This window comes from Curtobacterium sp. MCLR17_031, from assembly GCF_003234775.2.
GTDB lineage: Bacteria > Actinomycetota > Actinomycetes > Actinomycetales > Microbacteriaceae > Curtobacterium > Curtobacterium flaccumfaciens.
The window spans coordinates 2547259-2566447 of the sequence record NZ_CP126270.1; the positions used below are offsets into that span (position 1 = coordinate 2547259).

Here is a 19189-nt window from a genome sequence, read left to right on the forward strand (position 1 = left end):
CCACCACCGTTGCTGCCCGCGTTCCCACCGTCTACGGAAAGACCCCTGTGACCGAGACCACCGTCCACCACCACCAGTTCGACATCGTCATCATCGGCGCCGGAGGCGCGGGCATGCGAGCCGCGATCGAAGCCGGCCCGAAGGCGAAGACGGCCGTCATCTCGAAGCTCTACCCCACCCGGTCGCACACCGGTGCGGCGCAGGGCGGGATGGCCGCGGCCCTCGCGAACGTCGAAGAGGACTCGTGGGAGTGGCACACCTTCGACACGATCAAGGGCGGCGACTACCTGGTCGACCAGGACGCCGCCGAGATCCTCGCGAAAGAGGCGATCGACGCCGTCATCGACCTCGAGAACATGGGCCTGCCGTTCAACCGCACGCCCGAGGGCAAGATCGACCAGCGCCGTTTCGGTGGCCACACCCGCGACCACGGCAAGTCCCCGGTCCGCCGGGCCTGCTACGCAGCAGACCGCACCGGCCACATGATCCTGCAGACGCTGTTCCAGAACTGCGTGAAGCTCGGCGTCGAGTTCTACAACGAGTTCTACGCGCTCGACCTCATCATGGTCGACGTCGTCGGTGACGACGGTGTCACCCGCCAGCAGCCGGCCGGCGTCGTCGCGTTCGAGCTCGCGACCGGTGAGCTGCACGTCTTCCACGCCAAGGCGATGATCTTCGCGACCGGCGGCTTCGGCAAGATGTACAAGACCACCTCGAACGCGCACACCCTGACCGGCGACGGCGTCGGCATCGTCTGGCGCAAGGGCCTGCCGCTCGAGGACATGGAGTTCTTCCAGTTCCACCCGACCGGGCTCGCCGGGCTCGGCATCCTGCTGACCGAGGGCGCCCGCGGCGAGGGCGCGATCCTCCGGAACGCCTCGGGTGAGCGCTTCATGGAGCGGTACGCCCCCACCATCAAGGACCTCGCACCGCGTGACATCGTCGCGCGCTGCATGGTGCAGGAAGTGGCCGAAGGTCGCGGCGCCGGTCCGAACAAGGACTACGTGCTGCTCGACTGCACGCACCTGGGCGCCGAGGTCCTCGAGACGAAGCTGCCGGACATCACCGAGTTCGCCCGCACGTACCTCGGCGTCGACCCGGTCGTCGAGCCGGTGCCCGTCATGCCGACCGCGCACTACGCGATGGGCGGGATCCCGACGAACGTCAAGGCCGAGGTCCTGTACGACAACACCACCGTCGTCCCCGGCCTGTACGCCGCCGGCGAGTGCGCCTGCGTCTCCGTGCACGGCTCCAACCGCCTCGGCACCAACTCGCTGCTCGACATCAACGTCTTCGGCAAGCGCTCGGGCAACAACGCTGCCGAGTGGGTCCAGACCGCCGAGTTCCTCCCCCTGCCGGAAGACCCGGCGGCCGGCGTCCGCGGCATGCTCGACCAGCTCCGTGCCTCGACCGGCACCGAGCGCGTCTCCGCCCTCCGCAAGGAACTGCAGGAGGAGATGGACAAGAACGCCCAGGTGTTCCGCACGGACGAGTCGCTCGCCCGTGTCACCGAGACGCTGCACACGCTCCGCAACCGCTTCATGCAGGTCTCCGTGCAGGACAAGGGCAAGCGGTTCAACACCGACCTGCTCGAAGCTGTTGAACTCGGGTTCCTGCTCGACCTGGCCGAGGTCGTCGTCTACTCCGCGCGCAACCGCAAGGAGAGCCGCGGCGGCCACATGCGCGACGACTACCCGAAGCGCGACGACGAGAACTACATGCAGCACACCATGGCGTACCTGACGGGCGACCCGCACTCGTCACTCGCCGACGACCACATCACGCTCGACTGGAAGCCCGTCGTCATCACGCGGTACCAGCCGATGGAGAGGAAGTACTGAGATGACCGACACCCTGGTCTCCGAGGCACCCCGCACCGACACCGTGCAGGACGCCCCTCCCGGATCCTTCTCCGTCACGGTCATCGTCCGTCGCTTCGACCCCGACGTCGACGACGAGCCGCGCTGGCAGGACTTCGACGTCATGATGCTGCCGACCGACCGCATCCTCGACGCCCTGCACAAGATCAAGTGGGAGCAGGACGGGTCCCTGACCTTCCGCCGCTCGTGCGCACACGGCGTGTGTGGTTCCGACGCGATGCGCATCAACGGTCGCAACCGCCTGGCGTGCAAGACCCTGATCAAGGACCTCGACGTCTCGAAGCCGATCTACGTCGAGGCGATCAAGGGCCTGCCGCTCGAGAAGGACCTCGTCGTCGACATGGAGCCCTTCTTCCAGAGCTACCGCGAGGTGCAGCCGTTCCTGCAGTCCTCGTCGGCCCCGACGCCCGGCAAGGAGCGTGTGCAGTCCGTCGCCGACCGCGCCCGCTTCGACGACACCACGAAGTGCATCCTCTGCGCCGCGTGCACGTCGTCCTGCCCGGTGTTCTGGACCGACGGGCAGTACTTCGGCCCCGCCGCGATCGTGAACGCACACCGCTTCATCTTCGACTCCCGCGACGACGCCGCGAACGTCCGTCTCGACATCCTCAACGACAAGGAAGGCGTCTGGCGCTGCCGCACGACCTTCAACTGCACCGACGCGTGCCCCCGCGGCATCCAGGTGACGAAGGCGATCTCCGAGGTCAAGCAGGCGATCATGCGCGGCCGGGCGTAGTCCCGGCTCCGTCCAAGGCCCAGCACCACGTCGACCGATAGGCTCCCGACCATGACGTTCGCGGACACCCGCCCCATCCTCGACCAGCTCGGCTACACGACCCGGTACGTGCAGCTCCCCGGCGAGACCCTGCACGAACCGCCGGTCGAGGGGGCGCTCCGCATCGTCCAGACCGACGCCTCCGGCTACGCGCTCGAGGTCGTCGACTACGGCACGGCTCGTCGTCTCGCGCAGGCCACGGGCGAGGACGACGCGGTCGAGATGCTGCGCCGGTTCCTGAACCGTCCGTTCCCGGAGCCGCGTGACATCCCCCGGCACGAGATCGAGGGGCTCCGCGACCGCGCGGCGTCGACCTACCCGCAGCTCGCGCAGCAGGTCGCGCAGGCCGGCGAGCAGGGGCTGACCATCCAGATCCCGGCCGGTGTCCCCGTCGACCGCATCGGTGGCCCGGACGGCTACCTGCTGCACCCGCTCGACACCCCGCTGCCCAGCCGGTCACTGCCCCCGCACGTGACCTCCTCGCCGGAGACCCACCGCTACGTCGTCGACCGGCCGTTCCTGGTGAACGTCCGCTTCGTCCAGCCGTGGTTCGAGCAGCCGGGTGGCGCCCTGCGCTTCCAGATCGCCGACCCGTCGGCCACCGTGCGTGACCTGGTGGTCGACGGCGCGCTCGTCCGCCTCCGGGTCGTCTGAGCCCACCGATACACGAACAGCCCGCCCCGCGCTCGATGCGTGGGGCGGGCTGTTCTCGTTCGTGGAGCTACCGCAGGTCGGGGCGGTCGTACCGCGCACCGGCCGGGTTCGACGGCAGGCAGCCGAACACGATGGCTGCGGGGCTCGCGATGAGCGACACGAGCCAGAGCGGGCCCGGCAGGTTCGCGTCGTGGAGCCGGCGCCACGCGAGTGCCAGGTTCGGCACAAGGGTGGCGAGCCACCAGAGCCCGAAGAGCCCGAGCAGCACGAAGGCGAGCGGTGAGGGCGCCCCCGACACGTCGCGCGAGTACCCGTAGTCGTCCACGACCGTGGTCGACGGGCTGGTGGCGATCAGCAGGGCGATGAAGCCCCCGTAGAGCACGATCGTGACGATGGCGTTGGCCAGGAACCAGTACCAGTACTCACTGCGACCGGCACGGCCGTCGAAGCGGGCGTACTTCTTGAAGAACCGGAGGAACGCGTCGAGGAACCCGATGCCGTACCAGGGGGCCCAGAGCGGCGGAACGCCGTCCGGGCCGAGCGGTATCGGCTCCGCCAGCTGCGGGTACCCACCGACGTACGGCTGGGCGTACTGCTGGTACGGCTGCTGTCCGTAGCCGGGCTGCTGCCCGTACCCAGGCTGCTGCCCGTACCCAGGCTGCTGCCCGTAACCCGGCTGCTGCCCGTAACCCGGCTGCTGACCGTACCCGGGCTGCGCGCCGTCCCCCTGCTGTCCCTGCTGCTGATCGCCGCCGGGCTGGCCCCACTGGGGCGTCCCGTCGTTGCTCATCGGCTCGAGATGGGGCGGTCGTACCGCGCGCCCTGCGGGTTCGAGGGCAGCAGGCCGAAGACGATGCCGACGATGCCGACGAAGATCGCGATGATCCACAGCGCACCGGGGAGGTTCGCGTCGTGCAGGCGGCGCCAGCCGAGGGCGAGCGTCGGGATGATGATCGCGAGTCCCCAGAGCAGGAACAGGATGCCCGAGATGACGAACAGCGCCGACGGCTCGGTGACGGTCGACTGGACGCTGGTGGACGTCGCGGTCGACATCGACACGGTCGAGCGCTCCGAGGTGCCGATACCGATGCCGTACAGGATGCTGAGGACGATGACCACGATCGCGTTGGCGAGGTACCACCACCAGAACTCGCTCCGGCTGGCACGACCGCTGAACGTGGCGTACTTCTTGAAGAAGCGGCCGACGGCCTTGCCGAACGAGATCCCGTACCACGGCGCCCAGAGCGGCGGTTCACCATTCGGTCCGGTCGGCGGCTGCTGGCCGTACTGCGGTGCGCCGCCGTACTGCGGCGCGCCACCGAACTGGGCGTTCGGCTGGTTGTTCGGATCCTGCGGGTACTGGTCGCTCACGTGGTCCCCCTCGAGTGTCGGCTGATGGTCGCGTCTGAGTCAACCAGAACTCCCGAGCGGCGGTCAGGACCGGTACCGCGCGTCACCCCTGCAGCGGACGGTCGTACTGCTGCCCCTGCGGGTTCGACGACATCAGGCCGATGATCAACGAGAACAGGATGCCGATCGGCGGGATGATGAACAACAGGGCGAGCAGGCCGCTGAGGTTGACGTCGTGCAGCCGTCGCACGGTCAACGCGATGAACCCGAGTGCGCAGGCCAGGCTCCAGAGACTGCCGAGTCCGTCTGAGCCGTCGTCGACGAACGGCAGCACGTCGAACCCGCTGCCGATGATGCCCGCGGCAGCCGAACCGATCAGGTACCAGAGCGCCCAGAACCAGTACTCCGACTGACTGGCCCGACCGTCGAAGCGCACGTACTTCTTCCAGAAGCGCAAGAACGCCTGGGGGAAGGGGATGCCGTACCAGGGTGCCCAGAGCGGCGGCTCGGACCTCCCACCACTCGGCCGACCCGGACCGGGCTGCCGGTACTGCCCCGGAGGCTGCTGCCCCGGAGGCTGCTGCCCCCACGGTTGCTGTCCGTACTGACCCTGCTGCTGCCCGTACGGGTCCCGTGGTGGGTACTGGTCGCTCATCGGTGGGTTCCTTCCGGCGCGGCTGTCGGTCCACACAGAGTGTGGCACTCCCCCGAGCCGGCGAGCGTCATCCGCGGGAACGACTCCTGTCCGACGATGCTGTCAGGGCAGGAGCGCGAGCTTGCCCCCGGGGTGCCCGGACTCCAGCAGCTCCGCCGCCGCCTTCGCCTCCGCCAGCGGGAAGGTCCGCGCCACCGGGACCTCGAGCTGTCCGGCACCCGCGAGGTCGATGAGCCGCTGCCGCACCGAGTCACGGAAGGCCTTGCTCGCCGGCTGCGCGCCGCCCACCGCGGCGATGCCGTCTGATGCGGCCCGCGCCTGCGCGGCGATCGTCACGATCCGTGACCGGTCCGCGACCAACGCGAGCGAGACGTCGACGGCCTCGTCGGTACCCACGCAGTCCAGTGCCACGTCGATGCCGGAAAGTGCGAGATCACGGACACGCGCCTCCAGGCCGTCGCCGTACGCGACCCACTCGCCACCGAAGCGTCGGACGACGTCCGCACCACGCTCCGACGCGGTGCCGATGACGCGGGTGCCGAGCAGCCGCAGCTGCTGGAGCAGGCTGACGCCGACCGCGCCCGAGGCGCCGTGCACCAGGACGGTGTCGCGCCCCTCAGCGCGGGTGACGCGGAGCATGTCGGCGGCGGTCGAGCCGGCGAGGAGCAGGTTGGCGGCCTCCGGGAAGCCGAGCGAAGCGGGCTTCGCGAAGACGTCGGCCGCGGGCACCGTGACCGACTCGGCCCAGCCGCCGATGACGCGGAAGGCGAGGACCTCGTCGTCGACCGTTCCCCCGCCGGACGCGATCTCGGTGTCGGGGCCGACTGCGGACAGCACGCCCGCGACCTCGTACCCGACGGCGATCGGCAGGTCAGCGGGGTCGCCCTGGCGGGTGTGCTTGGTGTCTGCGGGGTTCATGCCGGCGGCGCGGACGGCGATCGTGACCTCGCCGGTGCTGGGTGCCGGCACCTCGGTGTCGACGTACTCCAGGACTTCGCTGCCGCCGAACCGTGGGGCCACCCAGTGCTTCGTCATGCGGGCGACGGTACGCGTCGCGACCCCGGAACGGACGGGAGGCCCGTCACCAGCTGGTGACGGGCCTCCCGTCCGGTCCGTGCGGACGTCGTCAAGCCGTCCTTGCGGACGTCCTCAGGCGCGCGCGGACCGGATCCGCTCGGTGAACGCGGCGTGCAGCGGGTGCTCCGCGGCGAGACCGGTGATCTGCGTGGCCACGTCCGCGTCGGACGCGTCCGATGCCAACAGCGCCTGCAGCTCGACGCTCTGCTCGTCGTCCGCGACGTCGAAGCGGAGCGCCGCGGCCATCGCGTCGAGGAGCGCGGTCGGCTCGGTACCGTCCTCGGCCAGTGCGGCGGCGGGCGAGACGAACCGCTCGTCACGCGACAGCTTGCGGAGCGGCTGGCGGCCGACGCGGGTCACCGTGTCGGGCAGGTGCGGGTTCTCGAACCGGCCGATGATCGCCTGCACGTACGCGCGGTGCACCTCGGGGTCGAGCTCGTGCCGGCGGATGAGCAGGTCGCTCGTCTCGGCGAGCACGGACTCGAGCTCGGAGCGCACGGCGGGGATCGCGATGGCGTCCGAGATCTTGTCGGCCCCGGCGACGAAGCCGTGGTACGCGACGGTGGCGTGCCCGGTGTTCACGGTGAAGAGCTTGCGCTCGATCGACGCCGCGAGGCCGTCGACGTAGTGCGCGCCGGGGATCTCCGGCTCGTTTCCACCGAACGGCGTGCGGTCGATGGCCCACTCGAAGTAGGTCTCGACGGTCACGTCGAGTCCGCCACCCTCGGGCTGCGCGGGCACGATGCGGTCGACGGCGGTGTTCGCGAAGACGGCCTTGGCCAGGGCGGCGTCGCGGCCGTCCTCGGGCAGGGCGGCGACGATGAACTCGCGCAGGCGGTCCGTGGCGTTGAGGGCGTTCTCGCACGCCATGACGGCGATCGGTGCGGCGTCCGCGTCGCGGGCGACGAGCGCGCGGGCGATGACCGGGGCGATGAACTTCAGGACGTTCGGGCCGACGGCGCACGTGACGATCGCGGCCTTCGCGATCTCGGCGACCATGCCGTCCTCGTCCTGGGCGCTGTTCAGCGCGCGGAAGTTCGTGACCTCGTGGTCCTGGGCGCCGGCCCCGACCTCGTGCACGGTGTACGAGTCGGCTGCGGCCAGGGCATCGATGAGCGGGGCGGCGACGTCGGCGAAGACGACCTCGTACCCGGCCTCGTGGAGCAGGAGCCCGACGAAGCCGCGGCCGATGTTGCCGGCGCCGAAGTGGACGGCGGTGCTGGTGCTCACTCGTTGACCTCGCCGAGGATCGAGAGGATCGCGGCGGTGTCGGCGGCGTCGGTGAGCTTCTGGACCTCGTCCTCGTCGGAGAACACGATCGCGATCTTCGACAGGATGTCGAGGTGCTCGTTGTTCACGCCGGCGATGCCGACGACGAAGCGCACGGGGTTGCCGTCCCAGTCGATCGGGCTGGCGTAGCGGATGAACGACAGGGCGGACGACTTGATGGCGTCCTTCGCGTCGTTGGTGCCGTGCGGGATGGCGAGGAAGTTGCCCATGTAGGTGGACACGCTCTTCTCACGCTCGAGCATGGCCGGGTAGTAGTCGGCCGTGACCGCGCCCGCAGCTTCGAGGATCTCGGCCGCCTCCTTCATCGCTTCCGACTTGGTCGGCGCGGTGTCCTCGGTGTGGATGCGGATCTGGCTCTCCTGCAGGACGGGCATCGGGGGTTCTCCTTGTGTTGAGGACGAGATGGAGGGGACGGGTCAGCCCCGTCCCCTCCGATACTGCACTTCGTTACTGGTTGTGGCGTTACTGGTTCTTCAGCTGCTCGACGACCTGGTCGTACTGCGGAGCGTTCATGAAGTTGCCGACCGACACGTGCTGCGCGTTCGGGTTCTTCTGCTTCGCGCGGTCCGTCAGTTCTTCCTGCGTGATGATCAGGTCCTCGTCACCGGACAGGTTCGCGATCGCCTTGTTGGAGACCGTGACCCCTTCGATGCCCGCCTTCTTGATCTTGTTGCGCAGGACGCTGGCGCCCATCGCACTCGAGCCCATGCCGGCGTCGCAGGCGAAGACCAGGTTCTGGACCTTCGTCGCCGTCGCCGTGCTCGCCGAGCCGACGCCGCCGAGGGAGGCCTCGGCCTCTTCCTCGTTGGCCGGGTAGTTGTTGCCGAGCAGGCCGGCGGTCGCCGAGTTGACGTCGCGGCCCTTGTTCGCCTGGAGCTTCGCCATCGCGGCGCTCATGTCACCGCCACCGTTCGCCAGGTCGCGCTTGCGGCTGGCGAGGAGGAAGAAGGACGAGACCGCGAACGACACCGCGGCGGACAGGATGACCGACAGGATCACGCCGAGGAAGCTGTTGCGCTCCGTGGCGCCGAGCACCGCGAAGATCGAGCCGGGCGACGCCGGGGCGACGAGGCCGGACTGGAACGCGACGTTCGTGGCGACACCCGTGGCACCACCGAGGATGACGGCGATGAACAGGATCGGCTTCTGCAGCACGTACGGGAAGTAGATCTCGTGGATGCCACCGAAGAACTGGATGATGATCGCGCCGGGAGCGGTCGAGCGGGCGATGCCGACACCGAAGAAGGTGAAGGCCAGCAGCAGACCGAGGCCGGGGCCGGGGTTCGCCTCGAGCAGGAACAGGATGCTCTTGCCCGACTCCTTCACCTGGTCGGCCCCGAGCTGGTCGAGCACACCGTGGTTGATGGCGTTGTTCAGGAAGAACACCTTGGCCGGCTCGATGATGACGCTGGCGATCGGCAGGAGGGAGTGCTGCACGAGGAAGTCCACCATGTCACCGAGGCCTTCGGCGATGAGCTTGAACAGCGGCGCGAGCCAGAAGAAGCCGACCATCGCGAGGGCGAAGCCCAGGATCCCGGCCGCGTAGTTGTTGACGAGCATCTCGAAGCCGGGCTTGATCTTGCCGTCCCAGATCTTGTCGATCTGCTTGATCAGGTAGGCACCGAGCGGCCCGCAGATCATCGCGCCGAGGATCATCGTCGTGCCGTTGGCACCGATGATGACGCCCATGGTCATGATCGAACCGACGACCGCACCGCGGGTGTCGTAGACCATCCGGCCGCCCTGGATGGCGATCGCGAGCGGGATCAGGTAGGTCAGGATCGGGCCGACGAGGCCGGGGTTGGCGACGCCGGCCGTCTCACCGAACCCGCCGAGGACGCCGACGGGCGTCCAGCCGGTCTCGATGAAGAAGGCCGTGATGATGCCCCACGCGATGAAGATCGCGATGTTGGGCATGACCATGCCGGAGAGGAACGTGCCGAACTTCTGAACGGCGACGCGTCCGCCGCCCCGCGACTTCGCGGGTGCGTCGGGCGCTGCAACGGACGACGTTGTCATGTGCGGTGACTTTCTGTGTGGTGGAGCTGCTGCGTGGTGCTGGGAGGGGTGGTGCTGGGGGTGGTGGGTCAGGCGGCGTGCACCGCGGACGCGGCAGCGGACTTCGCGGCCGCCGCCGTGCTCGCGGCGAGTGCCGCTGTCGCCATCTCGCGGGCCTGTTCGAGCGTGTAGCGACCGAGTTCGGCGCGCACGTCGGCCAGGGCCGCGGGAGTCATGGAGAGGGTGGTGGCGCCGAGGCCGACCAGGACGACGGCGAGCAGCGGGTCGGCTGCTGCCTCGCCGCAGATCCCGACGGCCTTGCCGGCGGTGGCGCCCGCGGAGCCGAGCTGCGCGACGAGGCGCAGGACGGCGGGGTGCCACGGGTCCTGGTACGACGCGACGGTGCCGAGCATGCGGTCGGCGGCCATCGTGTACTGGGTCAGGTCGTTCGTGCCGATCGACACGAAGTCGGCGTTCTGGAACACCTGCTCGGCCATCAGCGCGAGCGACGGCACCTCGGCCATGACACCCGCGGTGCGGATGCCGAGTTCACGGGCCAGGGTGACGAAGTACTCGGTCTCCTCGGCGTCGGCGACCATCGGGGCCATGACCCACAGGTCGGCCTCGGTCGCGGCGTCGGCCTGGGCGAGCGCGGTGAGCTGGTCGCGCAGGACCTCGGGGTGGTTCCGCAGGGCACGGAGACCGCGGCGCCCGAGGGCCGGGTTCTCCTCGTCCTTGTCGGTGAGGAAGGGCAGGGGCTTGTCGGCGCCGGCGTCGAGCGCGCGCACGACGACCTTCTTGCCGGGGAACGCCGCGAGGAGCTGGCGGTACGACTCGGTCTGCTCGTCGACCGTGGGGGCCTTCGGCGAGTCGAGGAAGAGGAACTCGGTGCGGAAGAGCCCCACGCCCTCCGCACCGAGAGCAACGGCGCCGGCGGCGTCGGCGGGGCTGCCGAGGTTCGCGAGCAGGGGCACGACGTGGCCGTCGGCGAGGGCACCGGCGGTGAGCGGTGCGGCCGCGGCGGCGAGACGGTCGGCGATGCGGCGCTCGACGTCCGCGACCAGTGCGGCGTCGGGGTCGGTGACGACCGTGCCGGCGATGGCGTCCACGACGACGGACTGGCCGTCGATCAGGTCGTCCGCGCCGGTCACGCCGACGATGGCGGTGATGCCCTTGGCACGGGCGAGGATCGCGGTGTGCGAGGTCGGGCCACCGTCACGGGTGACGAGCGCCAGGACCTTCTCGAGGTCGAGCAGCGCGGTGTCCGCCGGGGCGAGGTCGCGGGCGACGAGGACGAAGGGGGTGTCCGACTCGGGGACGCCGGGGGCGTGCACGCCACGGAGCTTGGCGATGATGCGCTGGGCGACGTCGTCGAGGTCGGCCGCGCGCTCCCCCATGTAGCCGCCCATGCCGACGAGCAGGTCGCGGAACTGGGCGAACGCCTCGTACACGGCGCGCTCGGCGTTGGTGCCACCGTCGATGCGGGTGTGCACGTCGTCGAGGAGCGTCGGGTCCTGCGCCATGAGCGCCTGGGCCTCGAGCACGGCCTGGGCGTCGCCACCGGCGAGCTGTCCGCGCTTGTTGAGGTCGTCCGCCACGGCGGCCAGTGCGTCGTGCACGGCCTGCTTCGCGTCGTCCGCCGAGCCCACCAGGGCGTCCTTCGACGGTTCGCCGAGCGGGTCAGCCATCCGGAGCACGGGGCCGTGGGCAACGCCACGGCCGACGCCGGTGCCGAGCAGTTCGGACATTCGAGACTCCTTCATCTCACACGCGCTTGCGGTGGGGTGGATCGTTCGGTGCACACGACACGGGAACAGACCACGCCCGTGCGGCTGATCAGCACACTACCCCGCTTCGCGTTGACAAACAAACACATCCGGGGATAAAAATGCAGAAACAGATGCCCGTTTGCGTCTGGCGGATCGAACGCACGGGACGACATCGCGGATGTCGTGCCCGAGCATGTCCGTTCCGTTCCGACCCGAGACGACGAGGTCCGATGTACGCACCAGAACGCCACCAGCGCATCGTCGAGCAGGCGCGCGCGCAGGGCCGGGTGGACGTCAAGGAGCTGGCCGAGTTGCTCGCCGTCACGCCCGAGACCATCCGCCGCGACCTGACGAGCCTGGAACGCCGCGGTCTCGTCCGTCGCGCGCACGGCGGTGCGATCCCCGTCGAGCGGATCACCCTGCACCCCGGCGTCGGCGACCGTGGCGGCATCAACCAGACCGAGAAGATGGTCATCGCCGAGGCCGCCCTGGCGGAACTGCCCGAGAACGGCTCGATCATGATCGACGCCGGCACCTCGACCATCTGCCTGGCCGAGCTGCTGCCGACCGACCGCGGGCTGACCGTCGTCACGCACTCGCTGCCCGTCGCCACCGCCGTCGCGAACCGCCCGGGCATCGACCTGCACCTGCTCGGCGGCAACATCCGCAGCGACTCCCTGGCCGGCGTCGGCACCTGGACGCACCAGCTCATCGGCATGGTCAGCGTCGACGTCGCCTTCATCAGCATCAACGGCATCACACCGGAGCGCGGCCTGACGACCCACAACATGGCCGAGGCCGCCGTGAAGAGCGCGATGATCAAGTCCGCCCGACGGAGCATCCTGCTCGCCGACCACACCAAGTTCGGCCGCGAGGAGTTCGGTCGCGTCGCCCCGCTCGCCGCGATCGACACGATCATCACCGACCCCGCCGTCAACCTCGACCTGGTCCGCGAGGTCGAGGCCGCCGGCACCGAGGTCTTCTGGCCCGGCCGACCCTGACCGTGCCCCGTTCCCGCCCACCCAGTGCTCGCTAGCATGAGCCAACCACCCATCGACAGGAGTACATCGATGTCCGAAGCCACCCGCACCGTGACCGTCGCCAGCGCATCCGGCCTGCACGCTCGCCCCGCATCCCTCTTCGTCCAGACCGTGACGGCGTCGGGGCACCAGGTCACGATCGCCAAGGGCGACAAGTCCGGGAACGCCGGCAGCATCCTCGCCCTGCTCGGGCTCGGCATCGAGAACGGCGACGAGGTCACCCTCACCGTCTCGGGCGACGACGCCGAGACCACCGCGGACAGCCTGGTCGAGTTCCTGAAGACGGACCACGACGCGGCCTGATCGCGCAGGTCGCGTCCTGCACGCGACCACCAGACGGACGGGAGGCCCGTGGCTGCGCAGCCACGGGCCTCCCGTCCGTCGTCCGGTCGCCGCTACGGCCCGCTCAGCGGGATGGGCGGGATCGCGCGCAGCTCGCCCCAGGCGAAGGAGCTCTCGGCGATGAAGTCCTGCAGGTCGTCGGCGAGGTCCTGGAGGAGTCCGGGCAGGTCGTCGACGTCCTCGACGAGGCTCCTCGTCCCCTGGGTCTCGCCCCCGATCTCCCAGACGACGCTCATCGAGCCGTCGATGAGTTCGTCCTCCTCGTGGTCGAGTTCCCAGTCCCCGTGCGGGCTCACCCAGAAGCGGGCTGAGCGGAACTCGTCCGGACGGAGCATCTGCGCTGCCACGGGTCGGAACGCGGCGAGCAGCTCGCCGACGGTCATCACGACGGTCATGGGCAGATCGTACGACCGAGGGCTGTCGGCGCCCGCCGATAAGGTGTTCTGCATGACACGCCTGCGCCTCGCATCCGTCAACGTGAACGGCGTCCGCGCCGCGTTCCGCAAGGGCATGGGCGACTGGCTCGCCACCCGCGACGTCGACGTGCTGGCCCTGCAGGAGGTGCGCGCGTCGAGCGACGACCTGGCGGCGCTGCTCGGCGACGAGTGGGACATCGTGCACGACCCGGCGACCGCGAAGGGCCGGGCCGGCGTCGCGATCGCATCCCGACACTCCGCTCAGATCCACCGCGTCGCGCTCGGCCCGGACGACTTCGACTCGGCCGGCCGTTGGCTCGAGGCCGACTACGAGATCGGTGGCACGACCGTCACCGTCGTCTCCACCTACGTGCACTCGGGCGAGGTCGACACCCCGAAGCAGGACGAGAAGTGGAAGTTCCTCGACGCCATGACCGAGCGGCTGCCGGCACTCCGGGCGCACAACCCGCTCGCGGTCGTCGTCGGTGACCTGAACGTCGGGCACGACGAGCGCGACATCAAGAACTGGAAGGGCAACGTCAAGCGAGCCGGCTTCCTGCCGCGCGAGCGTGCCTACTTCTCGCGGTTCTTCGGCGCCGACGGCGAACCGGTCGAGGGTGCCGACGGCTCCACGGGCCCCGGGCTCGGATGGGTCGACGTGGGTCGCGCCCAGGCCGGCGACGTCGACGGCCCGTTCACGTGGTGGTCGTGGCGCGGGCAGGCGTTCGACAACGACACCGGTTGGCGCATCGACTACCAGATGGCGACGCCCGACCTGGCTGCCAAGGTCACGGAGTACACGGTCGACCGCGCCGCGGCGTACGACCAGCGATGGTCCGACCACGCCCCCGTGGTCGTCGACTACGAACTCTGACCCCTCTTCTCTCGCTTCACCTGACGCACCGGAGCACCACCATGACCAAGACCCGCATCTTCTCGGGCATCCAGCCGTCCGCCGGATCGCTGCACCTCGGCAACTACGTCGGGGCGCTCATGCAGTGGAGGACCCTGCTCGACGACTACGACGCCATCTACTGCGTCGTCGACATGCACGCCATCACCTCGCCCCAGGACCCGGCCGAGCTCCGCGCGAACACCCGGGCCACCGCTGCGCAGTACATCGCGTCGGGCATCGACCCGTCCAAGGCGACGCTGTTCGTGCAGTCGCACGTCCCCGCGCACGCCGAGCTCGCCTGGGTGCTGAACACCCTGACCGGCTTCGGCGAGGCGAGCCGGATGACCCAGTTCAAGGACAAGTCGGCACGCCAGGGCGCCGAGGCCGCGTCGGTCGGGCTCTTCACCTACCCGATCCTGATGGCCGCGGACATCCTGCTCTACGACACCAGGGTCGTGCCGGTCGGCGACGACCAGCGACAGCACGTCGAGCTCACCCGCGACCTGGCCGGACGCTTCAACTCGCGGTTCGGTGACACCTTCGTCACGCCCGAGGCACGGATCCTGACCGAGACCGCGCGCATCTACGACCTGCAGGACCCGACCAGCAAGATGAGCAAGTCCGCAGCGTCGGACAACGGCCTCATCCGCCTGCTCGACGACCCGAAGCGCACCGCGAAGAAGATCAAGTCGGCCGTCACCGACGCCGAGCGGGAGATCCGGGCCGACCGCCAAACGAAGCCCGGTGTGACGAACCTGCTGTCGATCCTGTCGGCGTTCACCGGCACCTCGATCGCCGCGCTCGAGGAGTCGTTCGCCGGCAAGGGCTACGGCGACCTGAAGGGCGAGGTCGCCGACGCCGTCGTGGCCGAGCTCGAACCGGTCCGCGCCCGCACGCTCGAACTGCTCGACGACCCGGCGGAGCTCGACCGGCTGCTCGCCGTCGGCGCCGACCGCGCCGAGTCGATCGCGCAGGAGACCCTGGCCCGCGTCTACGACCGCATCGGCTTCGTCCCGCGGTCGCGCGGCTGACCGTGCAGCCCGTCACGCTCGAGTCCGCGCGGGTCCGGCTCGACCTGCCCACCCGCGCCGACACCGCGGCGATCACCGAGGCCTGCCAGGACCCGGAGATCGTCCGGTGGACGACGGTGCCGACGCCGTACCGCGAGCAGGACGCGCGGACCTTCGTCGACGCCCTGGTCGGACCGGGGTGGGCATCGGACCGCGAGTACACGTGGGCGATCCGACCGGCCGGTTCGACGTGGCTCGTGGGCATCATCAGCTACCGCACCGCCGGCCGTGACCTCGGGTTCTGGCTCGCACCGTCCGCGCGCAGTGCCGGACTCATGCACGACGCCGTCCGGCTCGTCGTCGACTGGGCGTTCGAGCAGGGTGCGCCGGACGTCTACTGGGAGTGCTACGAAGGCAACGCCGCCTCGGCAGCGGTCGCCCGTGCGGCCGGGTTCTCGTACACGGGCCTGGGCGCAGCACGGGTGCCGGACCGGGACGGCGGCCCGACCACGGCGTGGACGGCACTGCGACGCGCCGACGGCACGCCAGCCTCCGAACTCCCCTGGCCCGTCGCCTGAACGCGCTCACATCCGTGGTGACGTGTCACCCAACCGCCGCCGGTAGGCTCGGCCCGTGAGCGACACGGCACGACCCACCGAGGTCCGGGCGATGCGCCGCGGGCTCGAACTCGCGGCCCTCGGGCCCGTCGTCGGCGACCACGCCCGCGTCGGCGCCGTGATCCTCTCCCCCACCGGTGAGGTCCTCGCCGAGGGTTGGCACAAGGGCGCCGGCACACCGCACGCAGAGGTCGACGCGATGGCCAAGGTCGACCCGGCACTGCTGCGCGGTGCCACGGCGGTCGTCACCCTCGAACCCTGCAACCACGTCGGCCGCACCGGGCCGTGCGCCGTGGCCCTGCTCGACGCCGGGATCGCCCGGGTCGTGTACGCGATCGACGATCCCGGCGCCGACGTGCACGGCGGCGCCGACCGACTCCGTGCCGCCGGGGTCCAGGTCGTCTCGGGGGTCCTGGCCGACCAGGCCGAGGCGTTCCTCGAACGGTGGCTGCTCTCGGTCCGGCTCGGCCGACCGTGGGTCACCGTGAAGTGGGCGTCCAGCCTGGACGGGCGCGCCGCCGCTGCCGACGGCACGAGCAAGTGGATCACCGGCGCCGCCGCACGCCAGCACGTGCACGAACAGCGCGCAGCCCACGACGCGATCCTCGTCGGCACCGGCACCGTCCTGGCCGACGACCCGAGCCTGACCGCGCGCGGGGACGCCGGCGAACTGCTCGCCGACCAGCCGCTCGCCGTGGTGCTCGGTGACCGTCCCGTACCGGTCGACGCCGCCGTCCGTCGGCACCCGCGGGGGTTCGTCACCCTGCCCGGACACGACCTGGCCACCTCGCTCGGTGCACTGCGCGGGCACGGGGTGCACTCGGTGTTCGTCGAGGGTGGCCCCACGGTCGCCTCGGCGCTCATCGCCGCCGGACTCGTCGACGAGTACCTGGTGTACATCGCACCGGTGCTGCTCGGCGGCCCCCGTGTCGCCCTCGACGACCTGGGGGTGGGAAGCATCTCCGACCGTCGGCGGTTGGACGTACTATCGACCACCAGCCTCGGCCCCGACCTGCTGGTCCGGGCCCGGCCGCAGCATCCGCAGCACCAGAACCAGCACCAGCACCAGCACCAGCACGACCGCCAGCAGCAGCACGACGCGACACCCGGGCTCGGGAACGACGGGCCCACGAACGACCGGAGCACCCCATGACCGATGCGCTGACCTCCCCCACGCCGGGGAGCCCGGTCAAGTTCGAGGTGTCGACGAACGTGCCGACCACCCACGGCACCTTCCAGATGCGCGCCTACCGCGACCTCGTGACGAGCGCGGAGCACGTCGCGATCATCGGCACCCTGCCGGACGGCTCGATGCCCACCGACGGCGCACTCGTCCGGGTGCACTCCGAGTGCCTGACCGGTGAGGCCTTCGGCTCGCTGAAGTGCGAGTGCGGCCCCCAGCTCGACGCCGCGCTCGACACGATCGCGGCCGAGGGCGGCGTGGTCATCTACCTGCGCGGGCAAGAGGGCCGCGGCATCGGCCTCATCAACAAGCTCAAGGCCTACCGCCTGCAGGAGGACGGTCTCGACACCCTCGACGCCAACCTCGCGCTCGGCCTGCCCGCCGACTCCCGCGCCTACGGCGGCGCCGCGGGCATCCTCGCCGACCTCGGCATCACCCGGGTCCGGCTGCTGTCGAACAACCCGGAGAAGCGCCGCCAGCTCGAGGAGCACGGCATCACCGTCGACTCCCTCGTGCCGCTCGTCGTCGGCATCTCGGCGCAGAACGCCGGTTACCTCGACACCAAGCGCGACCGGATGGGCCACCAGCTGCCCGAGCACCTCGAAGCGGGCGCCGGCGCGGGCGCCTGAGCGCGCGCAGGCGGCAGACGCTGCGGCCAGCTGACTCTGGGCTGATTCGCAGGCAGACGACATCTGTCGTATGATCGGGCTTCCGTCACAAGCGGTCCCCCCCCTCAGCCGAACGCACCCGATCGGTGCCCGCGCCACCCCGCGCGAACCGATCGGTGTCCGCCGTTTCGGATCCTCGTGCTCCCCGTCGGGAGTACGCAGCACGGAAGACCCCGCACTGTCATGACCGCCGCCCCGGCACCCGCAACCCCCACCTCCGCTCCGGCGCCCGCCGGCAACCCGCGCTCCCGCGTCGTCATCGCGAGCCTCGTCGGCACGTCGATCGAGTTCTACGACTTCTACGTCTACGCGACCGCTGCGGTGCTCGTCTTCCCGACGCTGTTCTTCCCGAACGAGGACCCGACGGCATCGCAGCTGTCGTCCTTCGTCACCTTCGCCCTGGCGTTCTTCGCCCGGCCGGTCGGGTCGATCATCTTCGGGCACTTCGGTGACCGGATCGGCCGCAAGACCACCCTCGTCGCGTCGCTGCTCGTGATGGGCACCGCCACGTTCCTGATCGGCTGCCTGCCGACGTTCGACACCATCGGTGTCTGGGCCCCGGTCCTGCTCGCCGTGATGCGCTTCGCCCAGGGTGTCGGACTCGGCGGCGAGTGGTCCGGTGCGGCCCTGCTCGCGACCGAGAACGCGCCGAAGGGCAAGCGCGGCGTGTTCGGATCGATGCCGCAGCTCGGCGCCCCGATCGGCTTCCTGCTCGCCAACGGCCTGTTCATCGCGATCAACGCGGCGATGCCCGCCGGTGCCGACGGCACGCCGAACGCCGATTTCCAGGCGTGGGGCTGGCGCATCCCGTTCCTGCTCTCCGCCGTGCTCGTCATCGTCGGTCTCTACGTGCGCTTCAAGCTCGTCGAGTCGCCGGTGTTCCGCGGCGTGCAGGAATCGGGCACGGTCGCAAAGGTCCCGCTCGGCCGGGTGTTCCGCACCTCGTGGAAGGCCGTCATCGTCGGCACCTTCGGCATGGTCGCCACGTACGTGCTCTTCTACTTCCTGACGACGTTCACCCTGCAGTACGGCACGACCGGCACCGAGAACAGCGCGCTCGTGCCGAAGATCGGTCTCGGGTACACCCGTGGCGAGTTCCTGACCCTGCTCATGATCGGCGTCGTGTTCTTCGGCATCTTCACCCCGATCGCGGGGCTGCTCGCCGACAAGTTCGGCCGCCGCAAGACCCTCATCCCGACCACGATCGGCATCGCGCTGTTCGGTCTGACGTTCCAGTTCTGGTTCGCTGCGTCGAGCGGCCCGATCACCGTGGTGACGTTCCTCATCGTCGGGCTCTCGCTGATGGGGCTGACGTTCGGTCCGATGGGTGCGCTGCTGCCCGAGCTGTTCCCGACGAACGTCCGGTACACCGGCTCGGCCATCGCGTACAACGTCGCGTCGATCCTCGGTGCGTCACTCGCCCCGACCATCGCGCTGGCGCTCTGGAAGCCGGACGGCGACATCTTCCTCGTCGGCCTGTACCTGACGATCGCCGCGGTCGTGACGCTGGTCGCGCTGTTCTTCGTGCGTGAGACGAAGTCGAAGGACATCGCCAACGCCTGATCGGCGA

General features: G+C 70.0%; 19 protein-coding genes and 1 pseudogene. 11 read left to right on the forward strand and 9 right to left on the reverse strand.

Annotated elements, in window-relative coordinates; genetic code table 11:
• Positions 1-47 precede the first annotated feature (47 nt).
• From sdhA to DEI96_RS12000, 3 genes are read left to right on the forward strand one after another with little or no spacing between them, the layout of a single operon-like run.
• Positions 48-1841, forward strand: coding sequence for a succinate dehydrogenase flavoprotein subunit (sdhA, locus tag DEI96_RS11990; protein WP_027466445.1), 1794 nt, complete (start codon positions 48-50; stop codon positions 1839-1841).
• 1 nt (position 1842) lies between these two features.
• A complete protein-coding gene (locus DEI96_RS11995; protein ID WP_017888736.1) occupies positions 1843-2616 on the forward strand; it encodes a succinate dehydrogenase iron-sulfur subunit in 774 nt (257 codons plus the stop codon).
• A gap of 51 nt (positions 2617-2667) precedes the next feature.
• On the forward strand, positions 2668-3309 hold the full coding sequence (locus DEI96_RS12000) for a TNT domain-containing protein (RefSeq protein WP_111022304.1): 642 nt from the start codon (positions 2668-2670) through the stop codon (positions 3307-3309).
• A gap of 67 nt (positions 3310-3376) precedes the next feature.
• Here DEI96_RS12000 and DEI96_RS12005 read toward each other — a convergent pair whose 3' ends face one another.
• From DEI96_RS12005 to ptsP, 8 genes are all read right to left on the reverse strand, one after another.
• Positions 3377-4099: a DUF805 domain-containing protein gene (locus DEI96_RS12005; RefSeq protein WP_181440438.1), complete on the reverse strand. Its 723-nt coding sequence runs from the start codon at positions 4097-4099 to the stop codon at positions 3377-3379.
• The gene (locus DEI96_RS12010) at positions 4096-4680 is read right to left on the reverse strand and encodes a DUF805 domain-containing protein (protein WP_111022303.1); all 585 of its coding nucleotides are present in this window, start codon (positions 4678-4680) and stop codon (positions 4096-4098) included. The genes DEI96_RS12005 and DEI96_RS12010 overlap by 4 nt, the downstream gene beginning before the upstream one ends.
• 82 nt (positions 4681-4762) lie before the next feature.
• The gene (locus DEI96_RS12015) at positions 4763-5314 is read right to left on the reverse strand and encodes a DUF805 domain-containing protein (RefSeq protein ID WP_111022302.1); all 552 of its coding nucleotides are present in this window, start codon (positions 5312-5314) and stop codon (positions 4763-4765) included.
• Positions 5315-5416: 102 nt separating this feature from the next.
• Positions 5417-6349: an NADP-dependent oxidoreductase gene (locus DEI96_RS12020; RefSeq protein WP_111022301.1), complete on the reverse strand. Its 933-nt coding sequence runs from the start codon at positions 6347-6349 to the stop codon at positions 5417-5419.
• A 114-nt stretch (positions 6350-6463) separates the two neighbouring features.
• Entirely contained in the window at positions 6464-7621 is a 1158-nt protein-coding gene (locus DEI96_RS12025; protein ID WP_111022300.1) for a mannitol-1-phosphate 5-dehydrogenase, read from the reverse strand.
• Positions 7618-8055 carry a PTS mannitol transporter subunit IIA gene (locus DEI96_RS12030; RefSeq protein WP_071244331.1) on the reverse strand — a complete coding sequence of 146 codons (438 nt, stop codon included), beginning with the start codon at positions 8053-8055 and terminating at the stop codon, positions 7618-7620. The genes DEI96_RS12025 and DEI96_RS12030 overlap by 4 nt, the downstream gene beginning before the upstream one ends.
• An 88-nt stretch (positions 8056-8143) precedes the next feature.
• Positions 8144-9700 carry a PTS mannitol transporter subunit IIBC gene (locus DEI96_RS12035; protein WP_181440437.1) on the reverse strand — a complete coding sequence of 519 codons (1557 nt, stop codon included), beginning with the start codon at positions 9698-9700 and terminating at the stop codon, positions 8144-8146.
• A 68-nt stretch (positions 9701-9768) separates the two neighbouring features.
• Positions 9769-11427 (reverse strand): phosphoenolpyruvate--protein phosphotransferase, encoded by a 1659-nt coding sequence (gene ptsP / locus DEI96_RS12040; RefSeq protein WP_111022298.1) that lies wholly within the window; start codon positions 11425-11427, stop codon positions 9769-9771.
• Between the two features lie 251 nt (positions 11428-11678).
• Here ptsP and DEI96_RS12045 point away from each other — a divergent pair, with 251 nt between their 5' ends.
• Both DEI96_RS12045 and DEI96_RS12050 read left to right on the forward strand, forming a co-directional pair.
• Entirely contained in the window at positions 11679-12449 is a 771-nt protein-coding gene (locus tag DEI96_RS12045; protein ID WP_111022297.1) for a DeoR/GlpR family DNA-binding transcription regulator, read from the forward strand.
• 69 nt (positions 12450-12518) lie between these two features.
• Positions 12519-12791 carry an HPr family phosphocarrier protein gene (locus tag DEI96_RS12050; protein WP_022905912.1) on the forward strand — a complete coding sequence of 91 codons (273 nt, stop codon included), beginning with the start codon at positions 12519-12521 and terminating at the stop codon, positions 12789-12791.
• A 92-nt stretch (positions 12792-12883) separates the two neighbouring features.
• Here DEI96_RS12050 and DEI96_RS12055 read toward each other — a convergent pair whose 3' ends face one another.
• Complete coding sequence (locus DEI96_RS12055; protein ID WP_111022296.1) at positions 12884-13225, reverse strand: hypothetical protein; 342 nt, start codon at positions 13223-13225, stop codon at positions 12884-12886.
• Between the two features lie 52 nt (positions 13226-13277).
• Here DEI96_RS12055 and DEI96_RS12060 point away from each other — a divergent pair, with 52 nt between their 5' ends.
• The 6 genes and pseudogenes from DEI96_RS12060 (at position 13278) to DEI96_RS12085 (ending at position 19182) form a co-directional block, all read left to right on the forward strand.
• Positions 13278-14120 carry an exodeoxyribonuclease III gene (locus DEI96_RS12060; protein WP_110863349.1) on the forward strand — a complete coding sequence of 281 codons (843 nt, stop codon included), beginning with the start codon at positions 13278-13280 and terminating at the stop codon, positions 14118-14120.
• Positions 14121-14161: 41 nt separating this feature from the next.
• On the forward strand, positions 14162-15172 hold the full coding sequence (trpS, locus tag DEI96_RS12065; protein WP_111022295.1) for a tryptophan--tRNA ligase: 1011 nt from the start codon (positions 14162-14164) through the stop codon (positions 15170-15172).
• A gap of 2 nt (positions 15173-15174) precedes the next feature.
• The gene (locus DEI96_RS12070) at positions 15175-15729 is read left to right on the forward strand and encodes a GNAT family N-acetyltransferase (protein WP_181440436.1); all 555 of its coding nucleotides are present in this window, start codon (positions 15175-15177) and stop codon (positions 15727-15729) included.
• Positions 15730-15820: 91 nt separating this feature from the next.
• Positions 15821-16921 carry a bifunctional diaminohydroxyphosphoribosylaminopyrimidine deaminase/5-amino-6-(5-phosphoribosylamino)uracil reductase RibD gene (gene ribD / locus DEI96_RS12075; RefSeq protein WP_258372693.1) on the forward strand — a complete coding sequence of 367 codons (1101 nt, stop codon included), beginning with the start codon at positions 15821-15823 and terminating at the stop codon, positions 16919-16921.
• A gap of 29 nt (positions 16922-16950) precedes the next feature.
• A pseudogene (gene ribA / locus DEI96_RS12080) lies at positions 16951-17580 on the forward strand (GTP cyclohydrolase II); the annotation flags it as partial.
• A gap of 222 nt (positions 17581-17802) precedes the next feature.
• Positions 17803-19182, forward strand: coding sequence for an MFS transporter (locus tag DEI96_RS12085; protein ID WP_111022292.1), 1380 nt, complete (start codon positions 17803-17805; stop codon positions 19180-19182).
• Positions 19183-19189 lie beyond the last annotated feature (7 nt).